Here is a 272-nt window from a genome sequence, read left to right as displayed (position 1 = left end):
CCCCCGCGTCCTCGCCCTGGAGGAGCGGCTTGGAGAACTCCACGTACCAGTCGCAGACGACGCCCCACACGAAGGCGTGCAGCGCGTTCGCCGCGTGGTCGAAGCGGAAGGCCCCGAGGCTCGCGTCCACCTCCTCGCGCACCCGCGCCGTCTCCCCCAGGATCCAGCGGTTCACCGGGGCGGTGGCCGGCGGGACGCTGCCCGTGCGGGGGACGGCCAGGACGCCGTTCATCTCGGCGAAGCGGTGGGCGTTCCAGAGCTTGGTGGTGAAG

Annotated in this window: 1 protein-coding gene; it reads right to left on the bottom strand. The window is 72.8% G+C overall.

The genetic code is table 11. The annotated features are described in order from the left end of the window. Positions 1–272, bottom strand: a 272-nt coding sequence (locus tag C1X29_RS29920; RefSeq protein WP_146023309.1) for a class I tRNA ligase family protein, incomplete at both ends; no start/stop codon positions are given.

Origin of the sequence: Pseudomonas sp. GW456-12-10-14-LB2, assembly GCF_002884345.1 — a bacterium.
GTDB classification, from domain to species: domain Bacteria; phylum Pseudomonadota; class Gammaproteobacteria; order Pseudomonadales; family Pseudomonadaceae; genus Aquipseudomonas; species Aquipseudomonas paraglycinae.
Note: the sequence above shows the minus strand (reverse complement) of the source record. Positions and strands in the feature narration are given on the sequence as shown.